General features: G+C 73.9%; 24 protein-coding genes. 3 read left to right on the plus strand and 21 right to left on the minus strand.

What is annotated here, in order from left to right:
* Nucleotides 1-12: 12 nt before the first annotated feature.
* The 5 genes from E4623_RS19955 to ligD form a co-directional block, all read right to left on the minus strand.
* Nucleotides 13-1,431: a 3' terminal RNA ribose 2'-O-methyltransferase Hen1 gene (locus tag E4623_RS19955; protein WP_134768333.1), complete on the minus strand. Its 1,419-nt coding sequence runs from the start codon at nt 1,429-1,431 to the stop codon at nt 13-15.
* 62 nt (nt 1,432-1,493) lie between these two features.
* A complete protein-coding gene (locus E4623_RS19960; RefSeq protein ID WP_134768334.1) occupies nt 1,494-1,940 on the minus strand; it encodes a maleylpyruvate isomerase N-terminal domain-containing protein in 447 nt (148 codons plus the stop codon).
* The gene (gene rpe / locus E4623_RS19965) at nt 1,937-2,620 is read right to left on the minus strand and encodes a ribulose-phosphate 3-epimerase (RefSeq protein WP_134768335.1); all 684 of its coding nucleotides are present in this window, start codon (nt 2,618-2,620) and stop codon (nt 1,937-1,939) included. Before rpe ends, E4623_RS19960 begins: the two co-directional genes overlap by 4 nt.
* A 65-nt stretch (nt 2,621-2,685) precedes the next feature.
* On the minus strand, nt 2,686-3,180 hold the full coding sequence (locus tag E4623_RS19970) for an AAA family ATPase (protein WP_134768336.1): 495 nt from the start codon (nt 3,178-3,180) through the stop codon (nt 2,686-2,688).
* Nucleotides 3,177-4,172 (minus strand): non-homologous end-joining DNA ligase, encoded by a 996-nt coding sequence (gene ligD, locus E4623_RS19975; RefSeq protein WP_134768337.1) that lies wholly within the window; start codon nt 4,170-4,172, stop codon nt 3,177-3,179. The genes E4623_RS19970 and ligD overlap by 4 nt, the downstream gene beginning before the upstream one ends.
* 73 nt (nt 4,173-4,245) lie before the next feature.
* Between ligD and E4623_RS19980 the strand changes: the two genes are divergently transcribed.
* Nucleotides 4,246-4,968, plus strand: coding sequence for an AAA family ATPase (locus E4623_RS19980; RefSeq protein WP_134768338.1), 723 nt, complete (start codon nt 4,246-4,248; stop codon nt 4,966-4,968).
* Between the two features lie 11 nt (nt 4,969-4,979).
* Here E4623_RS19980 and E4623_RS19985 read toward each other — a convergent pair whose 3' ends face one another.
* From E4623_RS19985 to def, 4 genes are read right to left on the minus strand one after another with little or no spacing between them, the layout of a single operon-like run.
* Complete coding sequence (locus tag E4623_RS19985; RefSeq protein ID WP_134768339.1) at nt 4,980-6,383, minus strand: transcription antitermination factor NusB; 1,404 nt, start codon at nt 6,381-6,383, stop codon at nt 4,980-4,982.
* Nucleotides 6,376-6,807: an MmcQ/YjbR family DNA-binding protein gene (locus E4623_RS19990; RefSeq protein WP_134768340.1), complete on the minus strand. Its 432-nt coding sequence runs from the start codon at nt 6,805-6,807 to the stop codon at nt 6,376-6,378. The genes E4623_RS19985 and E4623_RS19990 overlap by 8 nt, the downstream gene beginning before the upstream one ends.
* A complete protein-coding gene (gene fmt / locus E4623_RS19995) occupies nt 6,800-7,732 on the minus strand; it encodes a methionyl-tRNA formyltransferase (RefSeq protein WP_134768341.1) in 933 nt (310 codons plus the stop codon). The genes E4623_RS19990 and fmt overlap by 8 nt, the downstream gene beginning before the upstream one ends.
* The gene (gene def / locus E4623_RS20000; RefSeq protein ID WP_134768342.1) at nt 7,732-8,277 is read right to left on the minus strand and encodes a peptide deformylase; all 546 of its coding nucleotides are present in this window, start codon (nt 8,275-8,277) and stop codon (nt 7,732-7,734) included. The genes fmt and def overlap by 1 nt, the downstream gene beginning before the upstream one ends.
* Before the next feature lie 113 nt (nt 8,278-8,390).
* Here def and E4623_RS20005 point away from each other — a divergent pair, with 113 nt between their 5' ends.
* Nucleotides 8,391-8,711, plus strand: a complete 321-nt coding sequence (locus E4623_RS20005) for a hypothetical protein (RefSeq protein ID WP_134768343.1) — start codon at nt 8,391-8,393, stop codon at nt 8,709-8,711.
* Between the two features lie 277 nt (nt 8,712-8,988).
* Nucleotides 8,989-10,116, plus strand: a complete 1,128-nt coding sequence (locus tag E4623_RS20010; RefSeq protein WP_134768344.1) for an HNH endonuclease signature motif containing protein — start codon at nt 8,989-8,991, stop codon at nt 10,114-10,116.
* Nucleotides 10,117-11,062: 946 nt separating this feature from the next.
* On the opposite strand, the gene E4623_RS20015 is transcribed toward E4623_RS20010, so the two are convergent.
* From E4623_RS20015 to carA, 12 genes are all read right to left on the minus strand, one after another.
* Nucleotides 11,063-13,132: a primosomal protein N' gene (locus E4623_RS20015; RefSeq protein ID WP_167736769.1), complete on the minus strand. Its 2,070-nt coding sequence runs from the start codon at nt 13,130-13,132 to the stop codon at nt 11,063-11,065.
* 129 nt (nt 13,133-13,261) lie between these two features.
* Nucleotides 13,262-14,464: a methionine adenosyltransferase gene (metK, locus tag E4623_RS20020; RefSeq protein WP_134768345.1), complete on the minus strand. Its 1,203-nt coding sequence runs from the start codon at nt 14,462-14,464 to the stop codon at nt 13,262-13,264.
* A gap of 75 nt (nt 14,465-14,539) precedes the next feature.
* On the minus strand, nt 14,540-15,751 hold the full coding sequence (coaBC, locus tag E4623_RS20025; protein ID WP_245155198.1) for a bifunctional phosphopantothenoylcysteine decarboxylase/phosphopantothenate--cysteine ligase CoaBC: 1,212 nt from the start codon (nt 15,749-15,751) through the stop codon (nt 14,540-14,542).
* 97 nt (nt 15,752-15,848) lie between these two features.
* Nucleotides 15,849-16,181 carry a DNA-directed RNA polymerase subunit omega gene (gene rpoZ / locus E4623_RS20030; RefSeq protein ID WP_134768346.1) on the minus strand — a complete coding sequence of 111 codons (333 nt, stop codon included), beginning with the start codon at nt 16,179-16,181 and terminating at the stop codon, nt 15,849-15,851.
* Nucleotides 16,182-16,224: 43 nt separating this feature from the next.
* Nucleotides 16,225-16,797 (minus strand): guanylate kinase, encoded by a 573-nt coding sequence (gene gmk / locus E4623_RS20035; protein ID WP_134768347.1) that lies wholly within the window; start codon nt 16,795-16,797, stop codon nt 16,225-16,227.
* Entirely contained in the window at nt 16,794-17,114 is a 321-nt protein-coding gene (gene mihF, locus E4623_RS20040) for an integration host factor, actinobacterial type (RefSeq protein WP_134768348.1), read from the minus strand. Before mihF ends, gmk begins: the two co-directional genes overlap by 4 nt.
* A 104-nt stretch (nt 17,115-17,218) precedes the next feature.
* On the minus strand, nt 17,219-17,680 hold the full coding sequence (locus tag E4623_RS20045) for a hypothetical protein (RefSeq protein WP_134768349.1): 462 nt from the start codon (nt 17,678-17,680) through the stop codon (nt 17,219-17,221).
* On the minus strand, nt 17,677-18,540 hold the full coding sequence (gene pyrF / locus E4623_RS20050; RefSeq protein WP_134768350.1) for an orotidine-5'-phosphate decarboxylase: 864 nt from the start codon (nt 18,538-18,540) through the stop codon (nt 17,677-17,679). Before pyrF ends, E4623_RS20045 begins: the two co-directional genes overlap by 4 nt.
* Entirely contained in the window at nt 18,540-19,709 is a 1,170-nt protein-coding gene (locus E4623_RS20055; protein WP_134768351.1) for an alpha-hydroxy-acid oxidizing protein, read from the minus strand. The genes pyrF and E4623_RS20055 overlap by 1 nt, the downstream gene beginning before the upstream one ends.
* 97 nt (nt 19,710-19,806) lie before the next feature.
* On the minus strand, nt 19,807-20,853 hold the full coding sequence (locus tag E4623_RS20060) for a quinone-dependent dihydroorotate dehydrogenase (RefSeq protein WP_134768352.1): 1,047 nt from the start codon (nt 20,851-20,853) through the stop codon (nt 19,807-19,809).
* A gap of 2 nt (nt 20,854-20,855) precedes the next feature.
* Nucleotides 20,856-24,230: a carbamoyl-phosphate synthase large subunit gene (carB, locus tag E4623_RS20065; RefSeq protein ID WP_134768353.1), complete on the minus strand. Its 3,375-nt coding sequence runs from the start codon at nt 24,228-24,230 to the stop codon at nt 20,856-20,858.
* A complete protein-coding gene (gene carA / locus E4623_RS20070) occupies nt 24,230-25,408 on the minus strand; it encodes a glutamine-hydrolyzing carbamoyl-phosphate synthase small subunit (RefSeq protein ID WP_134768354.1) in 1,179 nt (392 codons plus the stop codon). The genes carB and carA overlap by 1 nt, the downstream gene beginning before the upstream one ends.
* Nucleotides 25,409-25,460 lie beyond the last annotated feature (52 nt).

Genomic DNA, 25,460 nt, shown 5'->3' on the forward strand with positions numbered 1-25,460 from the left:
CGACGTCCGGCCTCAGCCACGGGTGAACACCCCCATCTGCGTCGGCGCGCCGAGGGTCTCGTCGGGCTCGCCGATCCCCCGGAGCTCGACGGTGTAGCCGTGCGCGCCGGCCACCCGGTCGCACCAGGCGGCGAACTCGGCACGGGTCCACTCGAAGCGGTGGTCGGGGTGGCGCATCCCGGTCAGCTCCTCGTAGCGGACGTTGTACTCGGCGTTCGGCGTGGTGACCACGACGGAGGCCGGGGCGGCCGCGCCGAGGACGACGTGCTCCAGCGCGGCGAGCCGCGACGGGTCGACGTGCTCGACGACCTCCATCAGGACGGCGGCGTCGTAGCCGCCGAGCCGCTGGTCCTCGTAGGTCAGCGCGCCCTGGAACAGGGTCACCCGCTCGGCCTGGCGCTCGCTCATCGACTCCAGGCGGAGCACCCGGGCCGCCTGCTCGAGGGAGCGCGAGGAGACGTCGACGCCCGCGATCCGGGTGAACCGGTGCTCCCCGACCAGCGCACGGAGCAGGGCCCCGCCACCGCAGCCGAGGTCGATCACCGACTCGGCCCCGACGTCGAGCAGGGCGCGGACGACGGCGTCGCGGCGCAGCGCCGCGAGCGGCACCCGTCGCGGGTCGGCGACCTCGGCCGGGACGTCGTCGGGCCCGGTGTCCCGGCCCTCCTCCAGCCCGTCGTCGAGCTCGGCCAGGCGGGCCAGCGCGGCGCGGGTGAGCGTCGTCCGGGCCAGGTAGCGGCGGGCGACGAGCTCGCGCTCGGGGTGGGTGGTGAGCCAGTCGCCGCCGGAGCGCAGCAGCTTGTCGATCTCGTCGGTGCCCTGCCAGTAGTGCTTGGCCTCGTCGAGCACCGGCAGCAGCACGTGCAGCTGGCCCAGCGCGTCCGCGAGCCTCAGGTGTCCGGTGATGGTCAGGTCGACGTAGCGCGAGTCGCCCCACTCGGGGAACGCCGGGTCGAGCGGCACCGGGAGCGCGGTGACGCTCCAGCCCAGCGGCTCGAACAGCCGGTGCGCGATGTCGGGGCCACCGCGGCAGGGCAGCACCGGGATCCGGATCTCGAGCGGGATCGGGTGGTCGGCGAGCTCCTGGCGCGCCGCGCACCGTCCCGCCCGGGCGGTGCTGAAGACGTCGGCGACCGCGACGCCGAGCAGGGACGACGCGGCGTAGGGCCGGTCGTTGACGTACTGCCCCAGGCTGAAGTCCGGGCTGTCGCGCCCCCGGGTGCGGGCCAGCCGGACCGGGTCGATCTCGAGGAGCACCGCCGCGGTGCAGCGGGCGTCGTCGGCCTCGGGGTAGAAGACGGTCGCGGTGCCGAAGGACTGTGTGAACTGCTGGACCCGCTCGGGGTGCTTGTGGAGCAGGTAGCCGAGGTCGGTCGCCGGGCCCGGCGTCGGGCCGGTGTCCCGGGCGGTGGTCGTGACGGTCAGCAGCACCGGCACAGTCTGCCCGCCCGGACGTCGTACGTCGCCCGAGTTCGGGTGCCCTCCGGCGTGCTTCAGGCGGCGCGGCCGTAGAGGGCGAGCACCCGCGTCTGCCGGTCCTCGTCGGCGTTGACCAGGATCATGTCGAAGGCGCCGTCGAGGTACAGCTGCTCGCCGGCGTCGACGGCGAAGGCGGCGAGGAAGTCCAGGACGACGTCGTCGAGGTCCGCGCGCATGCCGCGGGCCCGCGCGACGTCCCAGGCGTGCAGGGTCAGCTCGAGGGCGTCGATCAGCGCCCGGGGCTGCCGGGTGAGGTGCTCCTCGTAGGTCGCGAGCAGGTCGGCGGACTCGGAGGCGATGCCGGCTCGCGCCAGCACGGCGGCGTGGTTGTCGGCGACGTGGGTGACGACGTCCGAGATCGTCCAGCCCGGGCACGACGGCACGGGCAGCACCAGCTCGGGCGCGCTCAGGTCGGCGGTCGCGGCCCGGAACAGGGCGGCACCGCGGGCGTAGGCGGTCACCGGGCGCTCCCGGCCGACGGGCCTGCCGACTCGGCGCGCTCGCGGAGCGCGGCGACCATGGCGTCGGGGTCGTCGGCGGAGTAGACAGCGCTGCCGGCGACGAAGACGTCGGCGCCGGCCTCGGCGCAGCGCGCGATCGTCTCGAGCGAGACCCCGCCGTCGACCTGGAGCCAGGTCTCGAGGCCGTGCTTCTCGACCATCGCGCGGGCCCGGCGGATCTTCGGCAGCACGAGGTCGAGGAACGTCTGGCCGCCGAAGCCGGGCTCGACGGTCATCAGCAGCAGCATGTCGAGCTCGGGCAGCAGGTCCTCGTAGGGCTCGACCGGCGTCGCCGGCCGCAGCGCCATGCTGGCCCGTGCGCCCTGCGACCGGATCTCGCGCGCCAGCCGCACCGGCGCACTGGCCGCCTCCACGTGGAAGGTCACCGAGCCGCAGCCCGCCTCGACGTAGGCCGGCGCGTGCCGGTCGACGTCGGCGATCATCAGGTGCGCGTCGAGCGGGGTGCTGGTGCTGCGCGCCAGCGCCTCGACCATCGTCGGCCCGAAGGTCAGGTTCGGCACGAAGTGGTTGTCCATCACGTCGACGTGCACCCAGTCGGCGCTGCCGATCCGGGCGACCTCCGCCCCGAGGGCGGCGAAGTCGGCGTTCAGGATGCTCGGCGTGATCTGGACGTGTCCCACGGCAGGCAACCCTACGGCGCGGCGCCCGCCCCGACCGACGTGAGGTGCGGCCGCCGAGACCTTCCTCAGGCGGGGACGTCGGGGTCGAGGACGTCGAGCAGGTCGCGGTAGGCGATGTCGACGTCGCCGTGGCGGGTGACGAGGCGGTGGACGTGGGGGCGGGCGGCCACGACGTCGGCGAGGCCGTGGGCGTGCTCGACCAGGTGCTCGACGGCCTCGTCGGGCACGCGGGACTCGACGACCGCGCCGTGCAGCACGACCTCGACGAGCTCGGCGCCGGCCTCGAGGGCGACGTCCTCGTAGCGGGCGACCTGGTCGAGGCGCGCCACCAGCTGGGGGACGACGACGTCGTACCCCGCCTCGAGGTGGGCCCGGGCGAGCGCCAGGCTCAGGTGCCGGGCGGCCTCGGCGTGGTGGGCCGGGTCGCCTCCGATCCACCGGCGCAGCTCGTCGGCCTCGACGCAGAGGACGCCGGCGTGGTCGGCGAGGTAGCGCCGCGCGAGGGTCGACTTGCCCGATCCCGGCATGCCGTTGAGCAGGATGAGTCGCGGACGGGTCACCCGGCGGCCCCGTCGGGCTCGTCAGGCTCGTCGGGCTCGTCGGGGGCGGGGACGCCGGCCGCCTCGTCACGCTCGGCCCACGCCAGGAGCGGGGCGATGTCGAAGGTCTGCCCGGGGTCGTCGATGTCGGCGTGCAGGTCGCCGAGGGCGGCGAAGCGCTCGGGCATCGTGAAGATCGTGAAGTCGTGCGGGTCGGCGTCGTCGATCTCCTCCCAGCGCACCGGGGCCGAGACGCGGGCGTCGGCGAAGCCGCGCACGGAGTAGGCCGCCGCGATGGTGTGGTCGCGGGCGTTCTGGTTGTAGTCGACGAACAGGTGGTGCGGGTCGCGGTCCTTGCGCCACCAGGTCGTCGTGACGTCGTCGGGGGCGCGCCGCTCGACCTCGCGGGCGAAGGCGAGCGCGGCGCGGCGCACGCTCTTGTGGCCGTGGTCGGGGTGGATCCGCACGTAGACGTGCAGCCCGGAGCCGCCGCTGGTCTTGGGGTGTCCGACCGCCCCGAGCTCGTCGAGCACCTCGTGCGCGACCGCGGCGACCCGGCGTACCTGGGCGTAGTCGGAGAGCGGGCCGGGGTCGAGGTCGATGCGCCACTCGTCGGGCTTCTCGGGGTCCGCGCGCCGGCTGTTCCACGGGTGGAACTCGACGGTCGACATCTGGACGGCCCAGACCACGCTCGCGAGCTCGGTGACGCAGAGCTCGTCGGCCGTGCGGTTCCACCGCGGGAAGGTCAGCCGCACGGTCTCGACCCAGGGCGGGGCCCCGGCCGGGATGCGCTTCTGGTGCACCTTGTCGCCGGCGAGCCCCTTCGGGAACCGGTGCAGCATGCAGGGCCGCTCGAGGAGCGCGTTGAGGATCCCGGGGCCGACGGCGAGGTAGTACTCGACCAGGTCGAGCTTGGTGGCGCCCGACTCGGGGAAGTAGACGCGGTCGGGGTTGCTGACCCGCACCACCCGGTCGTCGACCTCGATCTCGACCGACGGGGACTTCGATGTCACCGGTCCAACCTAGGCCACGTCTCCCCGCCACGGCGGCGCCGGCGGCCAGGCGGCCCGCCCTAGTCTCTGCGCCATGGACCTCGACCAGCCTCCGGTGGTGCGCATCGCGGTCGGCACCTCCGAGGACGTCGACCCGCGGGCCTGGCCGATGACGATCCCCGCCGTCGAGCAGCTGGCCCGCGAGGGGCTCGAGCTCCCGCGGGGCGTGACGTTCCTGGTCGGGGAGAACGGCTCCGGCAAGTCGACGCTGGTCGAGGCGGTGGCGGCGGCGTACGGGCTCTCGGCCGAGGGCGGCTCGACGCACAGCCGGCACGCGACGCGCGCGACCGAGTCCCCGCTCGCCTCGGCGCTGCGCCTGCAGCGCGGGATCGGGGCGTCCCGGTGGGGCTTCTTCCTGCGCGCCGAGACGATGCACGGCTGGTACACCTACATGGACGACCACGGCGGGCCCCGCGACCCCGACTACCACGCGATGAGCCACGGCGAGTCGTTCCTGGCCGTGCTGCGCAGCAAGTTCGACGGCCCCGCGTTCTACTGCCTCGACGAGCCCGAGGCAGCGCTCTCGTTCTCCTCCACCCTCGCCCTGGTGGGCGTGCTGCACGACCTGGCGCGGGAGGGCGCCCAGGTGCTCTGCGCGACGCACTCCCCCGTGCTCGCCTCGTTGCCGGGCGCGAGCATCCTCGAGGTCGGCGAGTGGGGCTACCGGACGGCGGCCTGGGCGGACCTCGAGCTGGTCACGCACTGGAAGGCCTACCTCGACTCACCCGGGCGCTACCTGCGGCACGTGCTCGACTGAGCGTCCCAGGCTCAGGGAGAACGGCGCAGCAGCGCCACGAACATGGCGTCCGTGCCGTGCCGGTGCGGCCACAGCTGCAGGGTGCCGGGCAGCGGGCCGGCGGCGTCGGGGACCTCGGGGAGCAGCGCGCCGACGTCCTCGAGGACGACGTCGGAGCGGTTCTCCAGCAGGGACGCGACGACGCCCGACGTCTCGGCGAGCACCGGCGAGCAGGTGGCGTAGACGACGACCCCGCCGGGGCGGAGCAGGTCGACCGCGCTGCCGAGCAGCGCGCGCTGGAGCAGCACGAGCTCGAGCAGGTCGTCGGGACGACGTCGCCAGCGCGACTCCGGACGGCGCCGCAGGGCACCCAGGCCGGTGCAGGGGGCGTCGACGAGCACCCGGTCGACGGTGCCGGGTGACAGCGGCGGCCGCCGTCCGTCGGCGACCACGATGCCGGCCACCCCGCCGGTCCCCTGGAGGTCGGCGAGCGAGCGGCTGACCAGGCGGGCCCGGTGCGGCGCGCGCTCGACCGCCAGCAGCGACGCGCCGCGCTCGGCGGCGAGCGCGGCCAGCAGCGCCGCCTTGCCGCCGGGTCCGGCGCACAGGTCGACCCAGCGGCCGCCGTCGCCGCCCTCCGAGCGGACCTCGGCGCGGGCCAGGGCGAGCGCCACCAGCTGGGAGCCCTCGTCCTGGACGCCGGCCCGGCCCTCGGCCACGGCCGGGACGGAGCCGGGGCTGCCGCCGGTCAGCGTGACGCCGTACGGCGAGTAGGGCGTCGGCTCGCCCGGCAGCTCCTCGCGCGTGGCCCGGCCGGGGCGGGCCACCAGTGTCACCTCGGGCGGGACGTTGTCGGCGGCGAGCAGCGCGAGGAGCTGGTCCTGGCCGACGGCCTTGCGGAGCTCGTCGACCACCCAGCCGGGGTGGCTGAGCGCGACCTCGGGGTAGCGCAGGCTGGTCGGGTCGGGGGCGACCTGCGCCACCCAGGCGTCGAGGTCGTGGGCGGCGACCTTGCGCAGCACGGCGTTCGCGAACCCGGCCGCGCCCTGGTTGCCGGTGGCACGGACGAGGTCGACGGTGGTGCTGATCGCCGCGTGGGTGGGCACCCGCATGGCCAGCAGCTGGTGGGCGCCGAGGCGGAGCGCGTCGAGCACCTTGGCCTCGACCTTGCTCAGCGGCCGGTCGATGCAGGCGGCCAGCACGGCGTCGTACGTGCCACGCCAGCGCAGGGTGCCGGAGGCGAGCTCGGTGGTGAACGCCGCGTCGCGGGTCTCGAGCCCGAAGTGCGCGATCACCGCCGGGAGCACGAGGTTGGCGTAGGCGTCGTCGACGCGCACCGCCTTGAGCACCTCGAAGGCCGCGAGCCGCGGCACGTCGACGGGGCCGCGCGCGCGGCCGCCGCCCGGGCGGACCGTCGAGGTCACCCGCTCAGCCATCGCCGAGGTGCTCCTTGACGAGGCGCTTCGGAGCGCGCTTGGCCCAGGCATCGGTGATGATCTCCGCCAGCTCGTCGCGCCCGAGCTCGCCGAGCCGCGACTGCTGGACCAGGACGGCGGCGTGGCCGTCGAAGTGGTCGATGGTGAAGAACGGCGTGGCGTCGTCGTCGACGAGCGCCGCCTTCTCCGCCTCGGTCGGCGTCAGGATGACCACGAGGTCGTCGTACTCCTCGCCGGTCTCGGGGTCGACCGCGGAGGCGTGCGGGCGCCGGTACATCACGAAGCCCCTGCCCTTCGGGCCCGACGGCACCTTCCAGGTCGGCACGTCGCCCCACGACGTGCCGAGCTCGGTGTCGGGCAGCGCCGCGCAGATCTCGTCGACGTCGTCGGGGGTCGCCGCTCGGCCCCGCGCCCCGTCAGGCACGCGGACCGCCGAACCGGACGCCCGAGGCCAGCCGGACGCCGCGCGCCCAGTCGGCCGCCGCCATCTGCTTCTTGCCGAACGCCTTGACCTCGCCGAGCCGGACGGCGGTGGTGCCGGTGCCGACGAGCACCTCCTGCTTGCCGACCGCGAGCTCACCGGCGGGCAGGTCGACGTCGGTGATGCGCACAGGACCGATCTTGATCCGCTCGCCCTCGTGCGTGCTCCACCCCCCGGGTGCCGGCGTGCACGCGCGGATCCGACGGTCGACGGCGACCGCCGGCTCGGACCAGTCGACCTCGGCGTCCTCGACGGTGATCTTGGGCGCCAGGCTGACACCGTCCGTGGGCTGCTCGCGGGCCTCGATGGTGCCGGCGGCGAGGTGGTCGAGGGTGGAGACGAGCAGGCCGGAGCCCCCCTCGGCGAGGCGACCGAGCAGGTCGCCGGCGGTGTCGGTGGGCAGGATCCGCTCGGTCATGACGCCGAACGTCGGCCCGGCGTCCATCGCCTTGACGATCCGGAACGTCGTCGCCCCGGTCACCTCGTCGCCGGCCCACACCGCGTGCTGTACCGGTGCCGCGCCGCGCCAGGCCGGCAGGCAGGAGAAGTGCAGGTTGACCCAGCCGAGCGGCGGGATGTCGAGCGCCGACTGCGGCAGCAGCGCGCCGTAGGCGACGACGGGGCAGCAGTCGGGCGCCAGGGCCCGCAGCGCCTCCTGGAACGCCGGGTCGCGCGGGTGGTCGGGCTTCAGCACCGGGACGCCGAGCGCCTCGGCCCTCTGGGCGACCGGGCTCGCGACGAGCTTGCGGCCACGACCCGACGGCGCGTCGGGGCGGGTCACGACCCCCACGAGCTCGTGGGCGGACGCCGCGATCGCGTCGAGGGAGGGGACGGCGACCTCGGGCGTGCCGGCGAAGACGACGCGCATCACAGACCCAGCCCTCGGGTCGCGTGCGGGCTGACCTTGACCTGCGGACGCTCCAGCCCGAACCACTCGGACTCCCGGATCTCCTTCATCGCGGCCTTGCGCGCCGCGGTGTCGAGACGGTCGATGAACAAGACACCGTCGAGGTGGTCGGTCTCGTGCTGGATGGCCCGGGCGAGCAGCTCGGAGCCCTCGACGACGAGCGGCTCACCGTGCATGTCCCACCCGCGGGCGACGACCGAGAGGGCGCGACGGCAGTCGTAGGTCAGGCCCGGCAGCGACAGGCAGCCCTCGTCGCCGTCCTGGACCTCCTCCGACAGCGTGAGGTCGGGGTTGACCAGGTGCCCGACCTCGCCGTCGACGTGCCAGGTGAAGACCCGGAGACCGACGCCGATCTGCGGTGCCGCGAGGCCCGCGCCGGGCGCCTCGAGCATCGTCTCGGTGAGGTCGGCGACCAGCGTGCGCAGCTCCTTGTCGAAGTCGACGACCTCGAGCGCGGGACGGCGCAGCACCGGGTCACCGAAGAGCCGGATGGGCTGGATCGCCACGGAACTCCTTGTGCGGGACGGGATGTGCTCGGGTCGGCCATCCTAGAGGCGGCGGTCCAGACCTCGGCAGGATCCCCTTGCCCCGCCTCCGTGAACCCGCGCACACTCGGGCCATGTCGTCCACGGCGCAGGATCGACCGACGCGGGCGGCCTGGCCCCAGCTGCGCGGGCTGCTGCTCGGCGTCGCCGTGTGCGCAGGCTGCACCGCATGGGTCCTGTCCGGCCTGCTCGTGCTCTTTCCGGGCGTCGAGGACCCTGCGCTGAGCTGGCTGGTCCTCGGACCGGTCGCCGCAGCCTTCCTCGCCGGATGGGTCCTGCTGGTCCGACCGCACCTGCGGTGGGCGGCTGGCGCCCTGATCCTCGGCACGGCAGCGGCCCTCGGCCTGTCCTTCGCGGTCGTGCTGACCCTCGCCGCCCCCTCCATGTCCACCTGAGGCCCGCTGCGCCGGTCGAGCCGGAGCGCGCCAGCGCCGGGTCGAGGGACGCGGTGAGCCGCGTCCCCGTCGGCGAGCGTCCTGGTTTCCAGTGGTGGTCGCGGCTTCGGGCGGGGTTGACGCGCTACGCAAGACCCCCGAGTGGCAGACCGAGCCAGGGCCCCGAACGACGGGCTCGATGCAGCAGCCGTTCGCGCCCAAGAGGGCACCGCCACGTCGTCTCCACAGGTTGTCGAACACAGTAGCGAATCGATGCTGTTCGGGATAGAATTAGCTTGTGCCCGCAACCACCGCAGCCCAGGACGCCGACCCGGCACTGGCCACGGTGCGCGCCCGCCAGAGCACCGCACGCCAGGCCGAGGTCGCGACCCTGGTCGCGGTCCGCGACTGGGCCCTCGAGCACACCACCGACGACGACCCGGATGCCGTGACCTTCGGGGAGCGACCGCTGCCCCTCGGTGGTGTCGGGTGCCCGGTCATCGAGGAGTTCGCCGCCTACGACCTCGCCGCCGCGATGGACATGAGCACCGACGCCGGCCTCGGCTACCTCGGCCGCGCCCTGGAGCTGCGCTACCGACTCCCCCGGCTCTGGGCAGCGGTCCTCGACAGACGGCTCCCCGTCTGGAAGGCCGCCCGGATCGCCGAGGCCACCATGCGGCTCCCCCTCGACGGCGCCGCCCACGTCGACGCCCGCCTCGCCCAAGCCGTGCGCACCATCACCTTCGCCCAGCTCGACCGCCTCATCGACGAAGCCCTCGCCCGCTACACACCCCAGGACCTCGCCCCCGCCGGCGACGAGCGACACGCCTGGATCGACCTCACCCAGCCGACCCTCGAAGGCCACGTCCACCTCGAGGGACTCCTCTCCGTCCCCGACGCCCTCGACCTCGAGGACGCCCTCCGCACCGGAGCCGCCAGGCTCGCCGACGCCGGCTGCCAAGCGCCCCTCGACGTACGACGCTCCCTCGCCCTCGGCGACCTCGCCCGCGGCAACCAACCCCTCGACCACCCCAACCAGACCAGCCAGACCAGCCGGGCGCTGGTCCTCCACCTGCACCAGGACTCACCCGACCTCGCCCGCTGCGAGACCACCCGCACCCCGGTCACCGTCGAGACCATCCAGACCTGGTGCGCCGCGTCCACCAAGATCATCATCAAGCCGGTCATCGACCTCCACGACCACGTCCACGTCGAGGCCTACGAAGCCCCCGACCGCCTCCGTGAACACATCGAGCTGCGCGACCTCACCTGCGTCTTCCCCCACTGCCGCCGACCCGCCACCCGCTGCGACCTCGACCACATCACCCCCACGACCTCGGCGGCACCACCTCCAGCGACAACCTCGCCCCGCTCTGCCGCAGGCACCACCGCGCCAAGACCCACGGACGATGGCGCTACACGATGACCGAACCCGGCACGTTCGAGTGGACCGCACCCTCCGGCCTCACCTACCGCCGCGACCACCACGGCACCACCCCACTCCACCCACCACCAGCCGAACCACCAGCCGAACCACCAGCCGAGCCGGCCGGACCCTGACCACCCCGCCCCACACCCTGCCCCCAGCGGGGCCATCGGCACGCCCGGCGCCCCTCGGGGGCCAGGCGTCCTCTGCAGCTGCTGCGGCTTCCCGCCCGCGCACCAGCCCAGGTCGTCGCCCGGGCAGCACCGCTGCTCCCACCACGCGGACGAACCGACCCCTCTGACGGACGATGCCGTCCCAGTTGGCCTCGTCGACCACCTCGACTGCCGCTGCCGCGACCTCACCCTCGACGGGGATTCACGGCCCGCGCCCCCGCGGCAACGAGGTCGACCCCGTCGGCCGGCCAGTCGCGGTGGGCTCACCTCGGCGCGGACGTGCAGGGCAATCGTGTCTGGAACCAGCGGATCGGACCCTGCATCCGGTTCGAGGACTCGTCGACGGCGCTCCCGAGCGCGTGGGCGACGTGCTGCCGATGGATGCTCCCTGCGGCTAACTCGACCACGGTCGTCGGCTGATCAGAGATGGAGGGCCCGTCCGGGAAGGCAGAGGACGGTGGCGGATCGAGCAGGCCCGAGTCGACGGCCGGGCAGGAACTGCACCTCGGATCGTCCGAGCACGGTCACCGAGGCCGGCGCCGACGTGGTGCCGTAGTCGGCGCCTGGCAAGCACCAGGCGCCCGCCGCCCAGGAGGAGCTGCGACGCGCGAGTGCTTCACCACTGTCGATCCGGGACTGCCCCAACCGGCACGGCGATCCGCAGCACCTCGTCGTCACCGCCCGTGGGACGGGTGACCGCCGGGGCGTGCGGAGCGCCGGGACTGCAGGCGCCCGGCCCTGCGGTGACGATGACGCCGCGCGGGTCCGACGCCTCAGAGCTGCTGGGGGTCGACGCGCACCCGGACGGCGTCGAGCTTGCGGGCCGAGCGGATGCGCTGGAGGTCGCCGAGGGCGCGGGACAGGTCGGCGCCGTGGGCACGCGGCGTGCGGAGCACGAGGCGCTCCTCGTCGGGTCCGGCGGGCACCGGTCCGAGGACCTCGACGTGCGGGGGCGGGGCGAGCAGGGTGAGGGCGTCGTCGACGGCGCCGGGCTCCCCCGTCACGGTCGCCAGCCGGGTCGTCGGGGGCAGCCGCGCCTCGTGGCGGTCGTGGGCCTCGCGCCGGGCGAAGCCGGCGTGGTCCCAGCGCACCAGGGCCTGCAGCGCCGGGTGGGCGGGGTCGCCGACGGCCATCGCGCGTCCGCCGGGCCGGACCAGCCCGACGGCGTTGCTCCACCGGCGCAGCGCCTCCTCGGCGGCGCGGAGGTCGTCGCGACCCAGCAGCAGCCAGGTGTCGAGCAGGACGACGGCGGCGTACCCGCCCGCGGCGACCGGCTCGGCCCCGGGCGTGGCGACCACGATCGACGGGGTGTCGGGCACCTCGGCGAGCACGTGGTCGCCCGACGAGGTGCGCACGAGCGTGCTGGGGAACGCCCGGCCCAGCTCCTCCCCGGTGCGCGCGTCGCCGAGGACGGGGGCCCGCAGCCCGTGCGCCCCGCACTCGCGGCACGCCCACCCGACGGCCGGGGTGGCGCACCAGCGGCAGGCCGGCGGCGTCGTGGGCGAGGTGAGCGCCAGGGGGCCCGCGCAGGTCGCGCAGCGGGCCGGCGTCCGGCAGCGCTCGCAGGCCAGGGCCAGGGCGTAGCCGGCGCGCGGTGTCTGCACCAGCACCGGCCCCGAGGTCAGCGCCGAGCGCACCAGGTCGTGCACCTGGCGCGGCACCCGGGCGCCGGCGCCGTGCGGGTCGCGCTCGAGGTCGAAGTCGGTGGCCCCGGCGATCGCGACCGTGACGGCCGAGCGCAACCGCTCGCGCGGCGCGACGAGCTCGTGCGCCCATCCGCCCGGCGTGAGGTAGGCCGCCTCGACGCTGCGCGAGAACCCGCCGACCAGCGCCGCGACACCCTCCCGCTCGGCGCGCAGCAGGAGGACCTCGCGGGTGTGGGGGTAGGGCGCGCGCGGCTCGGCGTGCAGGTCGTCGCCGTCGTCCCACACGACGACCAGGCCGAGGTCGGCCACCGGCGCGAAGGCCGCGGCACGGGTGCCCACCACGACCCGCCGCGCGCCCCGGCTGACGGCGAGGAAGTCGCGGTAGCGCCGGGCCGGACCCGAGTCGGCGGTGAGGGTGACGTGCCGGTCGGGGCCTAGCGCGGCGGCCAGCGCGGCATCGACGCGGGCGACGTCCTTGCCGTCGGGCACGCAGACCAGCACGCCCCTGCCCGAGCGCACGGTCGCGGCGGCCGCACCGGCGACGAGGGTGGGCCAGTCGTCGCCGGGGGCGACGGTCCACACCGCCCGCGGTGAGCCGCCGTCGGCGAGGTGGCTCAGGAACGCCGGCCCGTGGTCGTAGCCGGCCCACCCCGCCGCGGCCCCGGTGTCGGCGCCGGCCCCGGTGCCGGCGCCGTGGGCAGCGGGCGCGGCCGGCGACGGCTGCTTCTCGGTGGTCGCGTGCCGCGGCGGGACGGCGAGCCGCAGCACGTCGGAGCGCACGCCGGCGTAGCGCTCGGCGACGTCGGCGGTGAGGGCGGCGACCTGCGGCGACAGCACCGGCTCGGGGCTGACCACGCGACGCAGCGGGGTCAGCCGGCCGGTGTGGTCGGTCTCCTCGGCGCGCTCGACGAGGTAGCCGTCGACGTCCTGGCCCGCGAAGCGCACCTTGACCCGGACGCCGGGGACGGCGGCCTCGGCCATCGTCGCCGGCACCGCGTAGTCGAAGGTGCGGTCGAGGTGGGCGAGGGGGACGTCGACCAGCACCCGCGCCACCGGACCCACCTCGGCGACCGCGGCCTCGGCGGCGTTGCGCGCCCTGGTCGCACGGGCCTTGGCCTGGGCCTCCTTGACCGTCGCGCGCACCATCCCGGGCAGCAGCTCGGGCTGCGGCACCTCGGGCCCGGGACGATCGGTCATGGCCCGATGTCTACCAGCGCGCACCGACGTCTCGCAGTGCCGGCGCGAGGTCGTGGCGACCCGCCACGGACACCAGGCCGGGTCGACGCGACGTCGCGCCGACCCGGCCTGTGGTGCAGCGTGGGCGGCTCAGACGCCGGTCGCCGCCTTGAGGGCGTCGGCGCGGTCGGTGCGCTCCCAGGTGAACTCGGGCAGCTCGCGGCCGAAGTGGCCGTAGGCCGAGGTCTTGGCGTAGATCGGGCGGAGCAGGTCGAGGTCGCGCAGGATGGCGGCCGGACGCAGGTCGAAGACCGAGAGGACGGCCTCCTGGATCTTCTCGTCGCTGACGACGCCGGTGCCGAAGGTCTGCACGAAGACGCCGACGGGCTGGGCCTTGCCGATCGCGTAGGCGACCTGGACCTCGCAGCGGCGGGCGAGGCCGGCCGCGACGACGTTCTTGGCGACCCAGCGCATGGCGTAGGCGGCCGAGCGGTCCACCTTCGACGGGTCCTTGCCCGAGAAGGCGCCGCCGCCGTGGCGGGCCATGCCGCCGTAGGTGTCGACGATGATCTTGCGACCGGTGAGCCCGGCGTCGCCCATCGGGCCGCCGACCACGAAGCGGCCGGTGGGGTTCACCAGCAGGCGGTAGCCCTCGGAGGGCAGCGAGAACGACGCCAGCACGGGGTCGATGACGTAGCGCTGGATCTCGGCCTCGAGCTTGCTGAGGTCGGTGTCCTCGGAGTGCTGGGTCGACAGCACGACGGTGTCGATGCGGACCGGGCGGTCGTCCTCGTCGTACTCGATGGTGACCTGGGTCTTGCCGTCGGGACGCAGGTTGGGCATGGTGCCGTTCTTGCGGACCTCGGTGAGCTTCTCGGCGAGACGCTGGGCGATCACGATCGGCAGCGGCATCAGCACGTCGGTGTCGTCGCAGGCGTAGCCGAACATCAGGCCCTGGTCGCCGGCGCCACGGGCGTCGAGCTCGTCCTCGGAGGCCCCGACGCGCTGCTCGATGCCGGAGTCGACGCCCTGGGCGATGTCGCTCGACTGGGCGCCGATGGCGACCTGGACGCCGCAGGTGGTGCCGTCGAAGCCCTTCTCCGAGGAGTCGTAGCCGATGTCGAGGATGGCGGCGCGCACCAGGTCGGCGACCGGCGCGTACGCCGTCGTGCGGACCTCGCCGGCCACGACGACGAGGCCGGTGGTCAGCAGCGTCTCCACGGCGACGCGGAGGTCCTCCTTGTTGGTGTCGTTCTCCATCAGGTAGTCGAGGACCGTGTCGCTGATCCGGTCGGCGATCTTGTCGGGGTGCCCCTCGGTCACGGACTCCGAGGTGAAAAGACGTCCAGCCACGGTCAAACTCGCTCTCGCTCAGATGGTGGGGTGCAGGGAGGTACTAGATGATGACCAGGATGCAAGACCGGCGTCTCACGGGGCGAATTGGCGGTCGAGTCGGCGCACGACCTCGTCCCAGATGACGTGCGCGAGGGCCGTCTTGGTGCCGTGCGGCACCTCGACGGCGGCACCGTCGGCGCCGAGGACGACGGCCTCGTTGTCGGGGCTGCCGAACACCGCTCCCCCGCTGACGTCGTTGACGACCAGCAGGTCGCAGCCCTTGCGGGCCAGCTTGGCGCGGGCCAGGTCGAGGACCGAGCCGGTGGCGTCACCGGTCTCGGCGGCGAACCCGACGATCACCGAGCCCGGGCGGGCCCGGTGGGTCGAGATCTCGCGCAGGATGTCGTCGTTCTGGACCAGGGTGATCGTCGGCGCCGAGCCGTCGCCGGCCTTCTTGATCTTGTCGCCGCTGACCTGGCTCGGACGGAAGTCCGCGGGCGCGGCGGCCATCACGACCGCGTCGGCGCTCGCCGCGGCGGCGACGACCCGGTCGTGGAGCTCGGCGGTCGTGCCCACCCGGACGACGGTGACGCCGGCCGGGTCGGGGAGGTCGACGTTGGCGGCGACGACGGTGACCTCGGCGCCGCGGGCTGCGGCCGCCCGCGCCAGCGCGTAGCCCTGGCGGCCGGAGGACCGGTTGCCGAGGTAGCGGACGGGGTCGAGCGGCTCGCGGGTGCCGCCGGCGGAGACGACGACGTGACGTCCGGCCAGGTCGAGCGCCGGTGCGACCCCGCGGGCGAGCACGTCGGCGCACACCTCGAAGAGCGCGGCCGGCTCGGGGAGACGGCCCCTGCCGGTGTCGGCACCGGTCAGCCGGCCCTCGGCGGGCTCGACGACCAGGACGCCGCGCGAGCGCAGCGTGGCGACGTTGGCGCGGGTGGCGGCGTGCTCCCACATCTCGGTGTGCATCGCGGGCGCGAGCACCACCGGGCAGCGGGCGGTGAGCAGGGTGTTGGTGAGCAGGTCGTCGGCCAGGCCGTGCGCCGCCCTGGCCAGCAGGTCGGCGGTGGCCGGGGCCACCACGACGAGGTCGGCGTGCTTCCCGATCCTCACGTGCGGCACCTCGTGGACGTCGGTCCACACGTCGGTGGCGACCGGCTTGCCGGACAGTGCCGCCCAGGTCGGGGCGCCCACGAAGGCCAGCGCCGCCTCGGTCGGGACGACGGTGACGTCGTGGCCCGACTCGGTGAGACGACGCAGCAGCTCGCAGGCCTTGTAGGCCGCGATGCCGCCGCCGACCCCCAGGACGACGCTCGGACGACGGACGGGCCGCGACCCCGGGGGGGGCGCGGCCTCGTCGTCGGTGGTCGTGCTCAGGCGGCCGATCCGATCACGGGACGAATCACTCGCTGTAGTTGGCCGAGGCGTCGAGCGCGGCCTGCGCGGCGGCGGCCTCCTCGGCGGCGAGCTCGGCGGGGTCGACGTCCTCGCAGGTGAGCTTGTCGTCGGCGATCTCGCGCAGCGCGATCGAGAGCGGCTTCTCCTGGACGTGGGTGTCGACGAGGGGGCCGACGTACTCGAGCAGGCCCTCACCGAGCTGGGAGTAGTAGGCGTTGATCTGCCGGGCGCGCTTGGCGCTGTAGAGGACCAGCTTGTACTTGCTGTCGGTCTTGGTCAGCAGGTCGTCGATGGACGGGTTGGTGACGCCGACGGCATCGATGTTGGGCGCAGACACGCAGAGGCCTCACTGAGTCGGGTAGATGCTGGGTGGAGCACGGTCAGGCGGACGAAGAAGTGCCCGACTCCATCAAGGCTACCAACTCGTCGGCTGCAGCGTGAACTTCGTGGTTGACGATGGTCACGTCGAACTCCCGCTCGGCGGCCAGCTCGGCCCGCGCGGTGTCGAGGCGACGCTCGCGCTCCTCGGCCGTCTCGGTGCCCCGCCCGACCAGCCGGCGGACCAGCTCGTCCCACGACGGCGGCTTGAGGAACACGAAGACCGCCTCCGGCATCGTCTCGCGCACCTGCCGCGCCCCCTGGAGGTCGATCTCCAGCATGGAGGGCCGACCGGCCTCCAGCGACGTCACGACCGGCCCGCGGGGGGTGCCGTAGCGGGCGGCCTTGTGGACCACGGCCCACTCGAGGAGCTCGCCCTCGGCGACGAGCCGGTCGAACTCCACGTCGTCGACGAAGTGGTAGTGGACGCCGTCGACCTCGCCCGGGCGGGCCCGGCGCGTCGTGACCGACACCGAGATCCAGACGTCGGGGTGCTGCTCGCGGACGGCGGCGGCAACGGTGCCCTTGCCGACGGCGGTCGGGCCGGCCAGGACGACGAGGCGGTTGCCGGTCACTGGTCGGGTGCGAACTCGCGCCCGAGCGCCGCGATCTGCTTGGTGCCGAGGCCGCGCACGCGGCGGGACTCGGCGATGCCGAGGCGCTCCATGACCTGGCGCGCGCGGACCTTCCCGAGGCCGGGCATCGACTGCAGCAGGTCGACGACACGCATCTTGCCGATGACCTCGTTGGTCCGTCCCTCGGCGACGACGTCGATGATCGAGGCACCGGAGTTCTTCAGGCGGTTCTTCACCTCGGCCCGCTCGCGTCGGGAGGCCGCGGCCTTCAGGAGCGCCGCCTGGCGTTGCTCGGGTGTCAGTGGGGGCAATGCCACGGGCACGGGTCCTTCGGTCGGGTCGGGCGGCAGGAGGAGCCGCGTCGGGCCAATCTAGTCATGAGGATCGGGCAGCGGCAACGCGCCCTGCGTCGCCGGTGCCGTCATGGCGTCAGCTCGGTCTTGCAGACGTCGCGGGACTGCTGCTCGACGTTCTCCACCGCCTCGCGCAGCGCCTCGCTGCGCACGCTGCCGGCCCCCGACTCGATGGCCTCCAGCTCCTCGGGGGTGACGCCGTCGGGCGGGTCGACCGGGTCGTAGGTCGCGGGGTCGACCCCGGCGGCCTCGAGGGCGTCGGCGAGCGTCGAGAGGCGTTGCACGACGACCGACCAGTCGTCGGCGATGTCGTCGGGGGCGGCCGCCTCGAGGCGCTCGAAGGCGGGCAGCCCCGGGAGCAGGCCGGCGGCGCCGTCGTCGGCGGCCAGCACCCGCCCGAGCTCGGCCTGCTCGTCGACGACGACGTCGCAGTAGCTCTCGAACGCGTCGGGGTCCTCGCCGCAGGCCGTGAGGGGCACGAGGAGACCGGCCAGCAGGCCCAGCGCCCGGCGTCGACGGCGCGGCCTCACACCGACCCGCGCAGCTCGCCGTTGGCCCGGCGCACGGCGGCGCGCATCGCCTCCGGGTCGGGTCCGGCACGGAGCACGTCGCGCGAGGAGCTCGGGGCGACGTGCGGGGTCGCCGCGCCGAAGATCCGGCGGACGTCGGCGGGCGTGCCGCCCTGGGCGCCGAAGCCGGGCGCGAGGATCGGGCCGTTGAAGTCGAGGTCGAAGCCCGGGTCGGCGATGGTGGCGCCGATCACCGCCCCGAACGAGCCGAGCGGCTCGGCGCCCTCGTTGAGCGCTGCGAGGTGGTCGAGCATCCGTCGTCCGACGCTCTCGCCGGTGTCGACGGTGGCGTGCTGGACCTCGGGACCCTCCTTGTTGGAGGTCAGTGCCAGCACGAACAGGCCGGCGTCGTGCCTGCGGGCGGTGTCGACGAACGGCGCCAGCGACCCGAACCCCAGGTAGGGGCTGACCGTCACGGCGTCCGCGGCGAGCGGGCTCGCGGGGTCGAGGTAGGCGTCGGCGTAGGCCTGGGACGTCGAGCCGATGTCGCCGCGCTTCACGTCGAGCAGCACCAGCGCACCGGCGGCGCGGGACTCGGCGACGACCCGCTCGAGCACCGCGATCCCGCGGGAGCCGAAGCGCTCGTAGAACGCCGACTGCGGCTTGACCATCGAGCACAGCGGCGCGACGGCCTCCACCACGGTGAGCGCGAACCGCTCCAGCCCGGCGACGTCGTCGTCGAGGCCCCAGTCGTGCAGCAGCGCGGAGTGCGGGTCGATGCCGACGCAGAACGGACCGCGGTCGGCGAGGGCCGCGTGGAAGCGCGCGCCGAAGCCTGGGGGCGTCGCAGAGGTCGTAGCGGATGTCGTCGCGGAGGTCATCAGGGCATCGTCCTCACCAGGGCGTCGCGGGTCAGGTCCGCGCGGTTCGGGTAGCCGTCGACGGCCATGATCAGGTCGGCCTCGGCCTGCAGCGCCCTGAGCACGTGGACGGCGCCCGGCACGCCGCCGAGGGCGAGCCCGTAGACGTAGGGGCGGCCGACCGCGACCGCGGTGGCGCCGAGGGCCAGGGCCTTGACGACGTCGGCGCCGGAGCGGACGCCGGAGTCGAAGACGACCGGAGCGCCGCCGCCGTGGGCGGCGACGGCGTCGACGACGCCGGGCAGCCAGTCGAGCGCCGCTCCCCCGCCGTTGGCCTGCCGACCGCCGTGGTTGGAGCAGTAGATGCCGTCGACGCCGCCGTCGAGGGCGCGGCGGGCGTCGTCGGGGTGGCAGATGCCCTTGAGCACGATCGGCAGGTCGGTGAGCGAGCGCAGCCACGGGAGGTCGTCCCAGGTCAGCGGGTTGCCGAACTGCCCGACCCAGGTGAGGACCAGGGTGCCCGGGTCGGGATCGGGGCCGGTCATCTCGTTGAACACCGGGTCGGAGGTGTAGTTGGCCAGCGCCTTGCCGCGCAGCTGCGGGAAGTTGCCGCTGGCCAGGTCGCGCGGGCGCCAGCCGGGGACCCACGTGTCGAGGGTGACCACGAGGGCGTCGTAGCCGGCCTTCTCGGCGCGGGAGACGAGGCTGGCCGCGAGCTCGCGGCTCTTCGGCGTGTAGAGCTGGAACCAGGCGGGGGTGTCGCCGGTGGCCGCGACGACGTCCTCGAGCGGGTCGCTCATCAGCGTCGAGCCGATCAGCGGGACGCCGGTCGCCGCCGACACCTCGGCGGCGTGGACGTCGCCGTGCTGGTCGGGCGTGCACAGGCCGACGACGCCGACCGGCGCCATCATCAGCGGGCTGGCCAGGCGGGTCCCGAAGAGCTCGACCGACAGGTCGCGCTCGGCGTGCGCGTTGAGCATCCGCGGCACCAGCGCCCACCGCTCGAACGCCGTCACGTTGGCGCGCTGGGTGGCCTCGTCACCCGCGCCGCCGGCGACGTAGGTGCGCAGCTCCGGCGGCAGCGCGGCGAGCGCGCCGGCCTCCAGCTCGGCGTAGGTGAACGGGTGGGCGGGCAGCACGCCGCCGAGCGCCCCGAGGTACAGGTCGATCTGGTAGTCGCCGAAGCTCACCGCGCCACCCTCGAGCTTGCGAGGGGGTGGATCACGCGGGGAGATTGAGGAGTCGCGCGAGCGACGGAGGAGCTCGCGACCGGCGTCTCGAAATCTGTCATGCGCGCAAGCCTGTCACGACCCGGCGCGGCCAGAGCGGACCTTCGTACACGAACGCCGTGTAGGCCTGCAGCAGGTCGGCGCCGGCGGCCAGCCGCTCGCGAGCGTCGCCCGGTGTGGAGATGCCCCCGACGCCGACCAGGGTGAGGTCGGGTCCGACGCGCCCCCGCAGCAGCCGCACCACCTCGGTGGCCCGGGCCGTGAGCGGCGCTCCGGACAACCCGCCCGCGCCGGCCTCGGCGACCTCGGCGGGGTGGCTGCGCAGCCCGTCGCGGCCGGTGGTGGTGTTGGTGGCGATGATCCCGTCGAGCCCGGTCGCGAGCGCCAGGTCGGCGACGGCGAGGACGTCGTCGTCGGCGAGGTCGGGGGCGATCTTCACCAGCAGCGGCACCCTGCCCCGGCCGGCGGTGGTGACCGAGTCGGCGACCGTGCGCACGTGCCGCAGCAGCGGCTCGAGCCGTTCGACGGCCTGCAGGGTGCGCAGGCCCGGGGTGTTCGGCGAGCTGACGTTGACCACGAGGTAGTCGGCGTGCGGAGCGAGCAGCCGGGTGCTGGTGCCGTAGTCGGCGAGGACGGCGGCCTCGTCGTCCTCCGGGACGACCTTGGTCTTGCCGATGTTGATCCCGAGCACCGGCCCGGCCCCGGACGCCCGGCGACCGCGGGCGGCGAGGCGCCGGGCGACGGCCTCGGCGCCGTCGTTGTTGAAGCCCATCCGGTTGACCACGGCGCGGTCGGCGACCAGCCGGAACATCCGCGGCGCCGGGTTGCCCGGCTGCGCCTGCCCGGTGATCGTGCCGATCTCGACGTGGCCGAAGCCGAGCGCCCCGAGGGCGTCGATGCCGACGCCGTTCTTGTCGAAGCCGGCCGCCAGGCCGAGGGCGTGCGGGAAGGTCAGGCCCATCGCCGCGACCGGCTCCCCGACCGGACCGGGCACCCGGCCGAGCACCGGAGCGCCGACCCGGATCGCCCGGAAGCCGAGGTGGTGGGCCCGCTCGGGGTCGATCCGACGGAAGCCGTGCTCGAAGGCCCGGCGGTAGAGCCCCACGCTCAGGCCCGGCCGGCGGTCATCGACCGCGCCCAGTCCTGCAGGCTCCGGACCCCGACGTCGCCCCGCTTCATCGCCTCGATGCCCTGCACGGCCGCGCCGAGGCCCTGCACCGTGGTGATGCACGGGACGTTGGCGCGGACGGCGGCGGTGCGGATCTCGTAGCCGTCGATGCGGGTGTTGCCGCCGTCGACGGACGCCCCCGCGCCGTACGGCGTGTTGACGATCAGCTGGATCTCGCCGTCGAGGATGAGCTGGACGGTCGTGCGCTCGCCGTTCGGGCCGGGCCCGTCGAAGTGCTTGCGGACGACGCCGCAGGGGACGCCGTTGCGGCGCAGCACCTCCGCCGTGCCCTGGGTCGCGAGGATCTCGAAGCCGAGGTCGGCCAGCACCTTGACAGGGAAGACCATGGAGCGCTTGTCGCGGTTGGCCATCGAGACGAACACCCGGCTCGCGCGGCCGTCGACGACCGGCTGGGGCAGCGGCCCGAACGCCGCGGCCTGCGACTTGCTGAACGCCGTGCCGAAGTCGCGGTCGAGCCCCATCACCTCGCCGGTCGACTTCATCTCGGGCCCGAGGACGGTGTCGACCTGCTGGCCGTCGGGGGTGCGGAACCGGTTGAACGGCATCACCGCCTCCTTGACCGCGATCGGCTGGTCGGGCGGCAGCGCACCTCCGTCGCCGGTGGCCTGGAGCAGGCCGGCCGCACGCAGGTCGGCGATCGACTCGCCGAGCATCACCCGCGCCGCCGCCTTGGCGAGCGGGGTCGCGGTCGCCTTCGACACGAACGGCACGGTGCGCGAGGCGCGCGGGTTGGCCTCGAGCACGTAGAGGATGTCGGAGCCGAGCGCGAACTGGATGTTGATGAGGCCGCGGACGCCGACGCCGCGGGCGATCGCCTCGGTCGCCTCGCGGATCCGGCCGACCTCGCGCTCACCGAGGGTGATCGGCGGCAGGGCACAGCTCGAGTCGCCGGAGTGGATGCCGGCCTCCTCGATGTGCTCCATGACGCCGCCGAGGTAGAGCTGCTCGCCGTCGAACAGCGCGTCGACGTCGACCTCCACCGCGTCGTCGACGAACCGGTCGACGAGCACCGGCGCCTCGCGGCTGATCAGCCCGGCGGCGACGTACTTCTCCAGGTAGGACTGCAGGGCCTCGTCGCCGTAGACGATCTCCATGCCGCGCCCGCCGAGCACGTAGGACGGGCGCACCAGGACGGGGTAGCCGACCTCGGTGGCGATCCGCTGCGCCTCCGGGTAGGACGTCGCGGTGCCGTGCTTCGGGGCGACCAGCCCGGCCTCGGCCAGCACCCGGCCGAAGGCGCCGCGGTCCTCGGCGAGGTCGATCGCGTCGGGCGACGTGCCGACGATCGGGACGCCGTTGGCGGCGAGTCCCTGGGCCAGGCCGAGCGGCGTCTGGCCGCCGAGCTGGCAGATCACGCCGGCGATCGGGCCGGCCTGCCGCTCGGCGTGCACGACCTCCAGGACGTCCTCGAGGGTGAGCGGCTCGAAGTAGAGCCGGTCGGAAGTGTCGTAGTCGGTCGAGACGGTCTCGGGGTTGCAGTTGACCATCACCGTGTCGTAGCCGCCGCCGGGCAGGTCGGGGTCGCTCAGCGCCAGCGAGGCGTGCACGCACGAGTAGTCGAACTCGATGCCCTGGCCGATCCGGTTGGGGCCGGACCCGAGGATGATCACCGCCGGCCGCTCGCGCGGCGCGACCTCGCTCTCCTCGTCGTAGGAGCTGTAGTGGTACGGCGTGCGCGCGGCGAACTCGGCCGCGCAGGTGTCGACGGTCTTGTAGACCGGCCGGATGCCGAGCGCGTGCCGCACGCCGCGGACGACGTCGGCGCTCATGCCGCGGATCTTGCCGACCTGGTCGTCGGAGAAGCCGTGCCGCTTGGCCCGTCGCAGGATCTCGGGCGTCAGCTCGGGAGCCGCGGTGACCTCCTCGGCGATCTCGTTGATCAGCAGCAGCTGGTCGACGAACCACGGGTCGATCCGGGTCGACTCGAAGATCTCCTCGGGCGTCGCGCCGGCGCGCAGGGCGTCCATCACCTTCTTGAGGCGGCCGTCGTGCGGCGTCGCGATCTCCGCGAGCAGCGCGTCCTTGTCGAGGTCGACCCACTCCTGGTGCCAGTCGAAGACGGCGTCCTTGCTCTCCAGCGAGCGCAGCGCCTTCTGCAGCGCCTCGGTGAAGTTGCGCCCGATCGCCATCGCCTCGCCGACGCTCTTCATGTGCGTCGTCAGCGTCGGGTCGGCGCCCGGGAACTTCTCGAACGCGAACCGCGGCACCTTCACCACGACGTAGTCGAGGGTCGGCTCGAAGGCGGCCGGCGTGCTCTGGCCGTCGGGTCGGGCCGTGATGTCGTTGGCGATCTCGTCGAGGGTGTAGCCGATCGCGACCTTCGCGGCGATCTTGGCGATCGGGAAGCCGGTCGCCTTGGAGGCCAGCGCGCTGGAGCGGGAGACCCGGGGGTTCATCTCGATGACGATCACGCGGCCGTCGGCCGGGTTGACGGCGTACTGGATGTTGCAGCCGCCGGTCTCGACGCCGACCTCGCGGATGATGCCGATGGCGAGGTCGCGCAGCTGCTGGTACTCGCGGTCGGTGAGCGTCATCGCCGGGGCCACGGTGATCGAGTCGCCGGTGTGCACGCCCATCGGGTCGACGTTCTCGATCGAGCAGACGATGACGACGTTGTCGGCCTTGTCGCGCATCACCTCGAGCTCGTACTCCTTCCACCCGATGATCGACTCCTCGATCAGCACCTCGGTGGTCGGGCTGGCGTCGAGGCCGGCGCCGGCGATCCGGGCCAGGCCGGCCTCGTCGTAGGCGATGCCGGAGCCGGTGCCGCCCATCGTGAACGACGGCCGGACGACGACCGGGTAGCCGAGCTCGACGGTCGCCTTCTCACACTCCTCGAGCGTGTGGCACACGAAGCTGCGGGCGGTCTCGCCGCCGACCTTGTCGACGATGGCGTTGAACAGCTCGCGGTTCTCGCCGCGGTGGATGGCCTCGAAGCTGGCGCCGATCATCTCGACGCCGTACTTCTCGAGGACGCCGTTCTCGTGCAGCGCGATGGCGGCGTTGAGCGCGGTCTGGCCGCCGAGCGTCGGCAGCAGGACGTCGGGGCGCTCCTGGGCGATGACCATCTCGACGAACTCGGGGGTGATCGGCTCGACGTAGGTGGCGTCGGCGAACTCCGGGTCGGTCATGATCGTGGCCGGGTTGGAGTTCACCAGGATCACCCGCAGGCCCTCGGCCTTGAGCACGCGGCACGCCTGGGTGCCGGAGTAGTCGAACTCGCAGGCCTGGCCGATGACGATCGGGCCGGACCCGATCACCATCACGGACTGGATGTCGGTGCGCTTCGGCATCAGATCGCGTCCTTCCGCTGGTCGCCGGACGCCATGAGGTCGACGAAGCGGTCGAAGAGGTAGCCCGCGTCGTGCGGCCCGGCGGCGGCCTCGGGGTGGTACTGCACCGAGAAGGCCTTGAGGCGCCCGGCGTCGTCGCGCAGCTCGAGGCCCTCGACGACGTCGTCGTTGAGGCAGACGTGGCTCACCGTCGCCTCGCCGTACGGCGTCGTGGTCGAGCCCGTCAGCGGCGCGTCGACGGCGAAGCCGTGGTTGTGCGCGGTCACCTCGACCTTGCCGGTGGTGCGGTCCATCACCGGCTGGTTGATGCCGCGGTGGCCGTAGCGGAGCTTGAAGGTGCCGAACCCGAGGGCGCGACCGAACAGCTGGTTGCCGAAGCAGATCCCGAAGTAGGGCAGGTCGCGCCCCAGCGCCTCCTGCAGCACCTCGACCTGGTGGACGGTGGCGGCCGGGTCGCCGGGGCCGTTGGAGTAGAAGAGGCCGTCGGGCCCCTCGCCACCCTGGTCGGTGCCCACGGCGAGGATGTCGTCGAGCGTCGAGGTCGCCGGCAGCACGTGCACCTCGATACCCCGCTCGGCCATCCGGTGGGGCGTCATCGTCTTGATGCCCAGGTCGAGGGCGGCGACGGTGAACCGCTTCGCACCCCACGGGCCGGGGTGCGCCGCGACGACGTACTTCGCGGCGGTGGAGACCTCGGCGGCCAGCTCGGTGCCGGCCATCTCGCCGGAGGCCCGCACCCGCTCCAGCAGGGCGCCGGCGTCGGTGCCGGTCGAGGAGATCCCGACCCGCATCGCACCGCGCTCGCGCAGGTGGCGGGTCAGCGCGCGGGTGTCGATGCCGGAGATCCCGACGACGCCCTGGTCGCGCAGGTCGTCGTCGAGGCTGCGGCGGCTGCGCCAGCTCGACGGGACCCGGGCGGGGTCGCGGACGACGTACCCGGCGACCCAGATGCGGGCGGACTCGGTGTCGTCGTCGTTCATGCCGGTGTTGCCGACGTGAGGGGCGGTCATCACCACCACCTGACGGTGGTAGGACGGGTCGGTGAGCGTCTCCTGGTAGCCGGTCATGCCGGTGTTGAAGACGGCCTCGCCGAAGGTCTCACCCTCGGCGCCGTAGGCGTCACCGTGGAACGTGCGACCGTCCTCGAGGACCAGGATCGCGGGGGCATGCGTCGGCACGCCGTACCTCCTTCTCCGCCTCACGGGACGGATCGTTAAAGGATGTTCGAGC

Source organism: Nocardioides sp. 1609, assembly GCF_004522105.1.
Lineage (GTDB): Bacteria > Actinomycetota > Actinomycetes > Propionibacteriales > Nocardioidaceae > Nocardioides.

Excerpts from the sequence above, each read along its gene's own strand:
- fmt (WP_134768341.1), bottom strand. The coding sequence starts at position 7,732 with ATGCGCGTCGTCTTCGCCGGCACGCCCGAGGTCGCCGTCCCCTCCCTC.
- E4623_RS19985 (WP_134768339.1), bottom strand. The coding sequence starts at position 6,383 with ATGGCTGAGCGGGTGACCTCGACGGTCCGCCCGGGCGGCGGCCGCGCG.
- pyrF (WP_134768350.1), bottom strand. The coding sequence starts at position 18,540 with ATGACCTCCGCGACGACATCCGCTACGACCTCTGCGACGCCCCCAGGC.
- carB (WP_134768353.1), bottom strand. The coding sequence starts at position 24,230 with ATGCCGAAGCGCACCGACATCCAGTCCGTGATGGTGATCGGGTCCGGC.
- E4623_RS20015 (WP_167736769.1), bottom strand. The coding sequence starts at position 13,132 with ATGACCGATCGTCCCGGGCCCGAGGTGCCGCAGCCCGAGCTGCTGCCC.
- E4623_RS19980 (WP_134768338.1), top strand. The coding sequence starts at position 4,246 with ATGGACCTCGACCAGCCTCCGGTGGTGCGCATCGCGGTCGGCACCTCC.
- E4623_RS20005 (WP_134768343.1), top strand. The coding sequence starts at position 8,391 with ATGTCGTCCACGGCGCAGGATCGACCGACGCGGGCGGCCTGGCCCCAG.